The sequence below is a fragment of the Candidatus Poribacteria bacterium genome (genome assembly GCA_021295715.1).
Classification (GTDB): domain Bacteria; phylum Poribacteria; class WGA-4E; order WGA-4E; family WGA-3G; genus WGA-3G.
Window position 1 is genome coordinate 1 of record JAGWBV010000157.1, and the last position, 3,638, is coordinate 3,638.

Below are 3,638 nucleotides of genomic sequence, written 5' to 3' on the forward strand. Positions count from 1 at the left end.
AATTCTCCTTTCAGTAAGATTGTATTGTAGCACAATCTTGGTTTAGAGAGTGGCCCGAATTTCCGGTGGCAGTACAAGGCTATGGGAAAATGTCAGTGCCTATAGCAAGTTTCGGGATAAAAACACTCTGAAGAATATCCCATGGATTTACAACTGGCAACTTGGGTTATTTTATTAGAATTGGACGGTATTATTTAACTGAGGAGAAAGGCTCGTGTCCAAATATGGAAGTTCCATAATTCCTTTCTTTATCAAAAATCGAAAATATCAATACATCATCGGCTCCAGCATAGTGCTTTTGCTAATTATTTTCTCCTATGCTATTGCTGATACAACCGAAGATACAGAAGAGGCAGTTGAGGCTCCAGCACCGAAGAAGAGTCCCATTAAAGTCGGCGGAGCGATGCGTGTAAATTACGCCTACGGTGCTTATGGCGATGAAGAGAATCCACACCCCCGAGGCGAAAAAATCGGTGATGTGGACCTTGAGATATTCCGCCTCAATGCCGACCTTGACTATAACAACATCATCAGTAGGCTTGAGTACCGATGGTATGATGGCTACAGTATGATACACACTGCCTGGTTGGGATATAAACTTGGTGATTCCGGCACAGTTAAAGCGGGTGTTGTACGGGTGCCCTTCGGTCCAACCGCCTACGGCATTTCTACGAGCTGGTTTTTTGATCAACACTTTTATGTCGGACTTGCCGACGACATGGATTTAGGGATCACTTGGAGTGACACCTTTGACAAGTTAACCCTGGATGTAGGCTATTACCTGATGCCCGAACCTCAGCTGATACAGTATGGCAGTTTGGCGAGTTCGCGATACAGCTATGATGTCGTCAAGTGGGAAGAAAAAGTTGATGCGAAAGGAAACGTCAAGTGGGGCGCAGGTGAAAACGGATATGATGAGCAACACCAATTGAATCTCCGAGCGATCTATGCGCTTGAGAATATCGCAGATGTCGGTGTGTCGCTGCAATACGGGTTGTTGGCAGGGACAAATGTGGGTAGTGATGATAGTGGTAACCACTATGCCCTTTCCGCACACATGAAGAACTCCTTCGCGGATTTCACGCTCTATTCACAATTTTCCTATTACGCGCATAATATCGCTGATAAAACCCCTTGGGGCAGCGGAGACCTAATTCCAATGGGTGCTTACGATTTTGCATGGCCCATTGCATCCAAAGGATTAATACCCGCGCTATCGCTGCGTTATGGTGGTATAGATACCTCCAGTATCTCATGGATTGATAGCCTTACGCCGTATGTGGAATGGAGCACTATCCTCAAAACCGTAGATGACTACAACCCCAGTATGCTCATCACAATCGGTGCAAGCTGGACAGTTTTGGGGGCTCTTTATGTCTACTCGGATTTAGCACTTTCCGATGGCAACTTCTTTGTCGGTAACACCGGAGATGCCTACGGGAATATACTTACAGGGGTGAACCACGTGGGTGCCAACGGAAATAACGCGATGCATTGGCGACTTAACTTTAACTTCGGTTATTATTTCTAATTGGTTACGTAACCTTCCACTGTGGGCACGCTTTGTAAGCGTGCCTTGCTCCGTGCGCGGTTCAAAACCGCTAACTCAACTCTAAGGGAATTTTGAAAATGCACGAAGAAGGAAAACAACCACAGTATATGCAGGAAAGGGAGTACAAGAAGTTATTCGGTTTAGAGATTTATCTCACACCTGTATTCGTTATTTCCAGTATTGCCATCGTCGTCTTTATCATCGGCTCTCTTATCTTCCAAGAAGGTGCGACAAAACTCTTTGGAGATATCCACGTCTGGCTCACGACAAATCTCGACTGGTTGTTCATGATTACAGCCAACTTGGTCTTTCTCTTTTGTCTGGTCGTCGCATTTTCGCCACTCGGTAAAATCCGTCTCGGCGGTGCTGATGCGAAGCCTGAATATTCCTACCTAACATGGCTTGCCATGCTTTTTGCTGCAGGCGTGGGGATTGGACTTCTGTTCTTTGGTGTCTCGGAACCGGTTACCTATTTTCAGGGGGGTAGTTATTCGCCGCTGGGGACAGAAACGATTTATGACCCAGAGGCGGCCTATACCGCTGAAAATGTTCCAGATACTTCGGATCCCAAGGTTCAAACGGCGGCTGCCTTGGGTATAGCGACGACAGTCTTTCACTGGGGATTACAAGGATGGGCGATCTACGGTGTTGTTGGACTCGCCCTGGCGTTTTTCGCTTACAACCGAGGGTTGCCGCTCCTCATCCGATCCGCTTTCTACCCGATACTCGGCGACCGGATATGGGGGTGGCCCGGGCATATCATTGATACCTTCGCCATATTCGCAGGTATCTTTGGACTCGCAACCTCGCTCGGTTTAGGCGTACAACAAGTGACCTCCGGTCTCAACCACCTATTCGGAATACCAGCGAACTCCGTCACGATGGTTCTCCTGATTGTCATGATTACAGCCATCGCGCTGATCTCGGTGATGACGGGTATTAATGTCGGCATCAAACGCCTCAGTCAGTTCAACATAATTCTCGCATTTGTATTGCTTTTGGCTATTATCCTTCTCGGGCCGACACTCTACATTTTCCGCAGTTTCTTCACTGGGATCGGCACCTATATCATGAAGATTGTCCCGCTCAGTAACTGGATTGGACGTGAAGACACTGCCTTCTTCCACGATTGGACAACGTTCTACTGGGCGTGGTGGATCGCTTGGGCACCGTTCATCGGCACGTTTATTGCTCACATTTCAAAAGGACGCACGGTTCGCGAGTTCGTCATCTTCGTCCTGCTTCTACCCACCCTACTCTGTCTAATTTGGTTTAGTGCCTTTGGTGGCACTGCTATTCACCAGTTCCTCACTGGGGGTTACACGGGCGTAACCGAGAATGTTGAGACATATACTTACGAACTGGCTCTGTTCAAAATGTTTGAAGGACTTCCGTGGACAACGCTGCTCTCCTGCGTCGCTATGACGTTAACAATCATTTTTTTCGTTACCTCGTCAGATTCCGGCTCTCTGATTATTGACATCATCGCAGCCGGTGGTAAGGTTGACGCGCCAATACCACAACGTGTGTTTTGGTGTACTGTGGAAGGTTTAGTCGCTATAGCACTTCTACTTGGCGGAGGGCTGAAAGCATTACAAGCCGCTTCCCTTGCGACGGGTTTCCCCTTTGCGATTGTGTTATTAGGCATGGGAGTCTGTGTCTGGATTGGACTCCGCGCGGAATTGCGTGAATCGGATTGATGTGCAAAGCGTGTATCAGGCGAGCGGATGTCAATAACATCCGCTCTTATCCAGTCATATTAAGGAGCAACAAAATATGAACGACGGAGAAACACAGCTGCAACCGGGAACAGAAAAACGTTACCAGGCGGGTCAAGATAATCTCCAGATATTCGGTCTGGATATTAACGCCCCAGTATTTCTGACCTCCAGTTTCACGATCATCGTTTTTGTTCTCGTAGCACTCGTCTTTCAAGAAAAAGCGACAGTCATCTTCGAGGATATCCGGAAGTGGATGACCTCACGCTTAGACTGGGTGTTTCTTCTTACTTGTAGTCTCCTTGTGGTATTTTGCCTGTATCTGATTATTTCGCCTCTTGGTAAGGTGCGCCTTGGGGGACAGCAGG

The 3,638-nt window shown here is 47.6% G+C and carries 3 protein-coding genes; all 3 read left to right on the forward strand.

Features of this window, described 5'->3' with window-relative positions; genetic code table 11:
• The first annotated feature begins 214 nt into the window (after positions 1-214).
• Entirely contained in the window at positions 215-1,531 is a 1,317-nt protein-coding gene (locus J4G07_22255) for a hypothetical protein (protein ID MCE2416709.1), read from the forward strand.
• A 98-nt stretch (positions 1,532-1,629) separates the two neighbouring features.
• On the forward strand, positions 1,630-3,252 hold the full coding sequence (locus J4G07_22260; protein ID MCE2416710.1) for a BCCT family transporter: 1,623 nt from the start codon (positions 1,630-1,632) through the stop codon (positions 3,250-3,252).
• 76 nt (positions 3,253-3,328) lie between these two features.
• The coding region (locus J4G07_22265) for a BCCT family transporter (protein MCE2416711.1) at positions 3,329-3,638 on the forward strand (310 nt) is incomplete at its 3' end.

Excerpts from the sequence above, each read along its gene's own strand:
- J4G07_22260 (MCE2416710.1), top strand. The coding sequence starts at position 1,630 with ATGCACGAAGAAGGAAAACAACCACAGTATATGCAGGAAAGGGAGTAC.